The organism is Agrobacterium sp. DE0009 (assembly GCF_007680755.1).
GTDB lineage: Bacteria > Pseudomonadota > Alphaproteobacteria > Rhizobiales > Rhizobiaceae > Agrobacterium > Agrobacterium tumefaciens_B.
Window position 1 is genome coordinate 1 of sequence record NZ_VEIU01000039.1, and the last position, 476, is coordinate 476.

1 protein-coding gene is annotated in these 476 nt (G+C 59.0%); it reads left to right on the forward strand.

The annotated features are described in order from the left end of the window. Window positions 1–476 (forward strand): EF-Tu/IF-2/RF-3 family GTPase (locus FS804_RS24720; protein ID WP_246665959.1); only part of this gene is annotated, 476 nt, incomplete at both ends.

Consider the following 476-nt stretch of genomic DNA (forward strand, 5'->3'; position numbering starts at 1 on the left):
GCGCTTGCTGCTCTTGAAGACAGCGACAAGAAGATCGGTGAAGACGCGATCCGCGAGCTGATGGCTCAGGTTGACGCCTACATCCCGACGCCTGAGCGTCCGATCGACCAGCCGTTCCTGATGCCGATCGAAGACGTGTTCTCGATCTCTGGCCGTGGTACGGTTGTGACGGGTCGCGTTGAGCGCGGTATCGTCAAGGTTGGCGAAGAAGTCGAAATCGTCGGCATCCGTCCGACCTCGAAGACGACTGTTACCGGCGTTGAAATGTTCCGCAAGCTGCTCGACCAGGGCCAGGCTGGCGACAACATCGGTGCACTGGTTCGCGGTGTTAACCGTGACGGCGTCGAGCGTGGTCAGATTCTGTGCAAGCCGGGTTCGGTCAAGCCGCACAAGAAGTTCAAGGCTGAAGCCTACATCCTGACGAAGGAAGAAGGCGGCCGTCATACGCCGTTCTTCACGAACTACCGTCCGCAGTT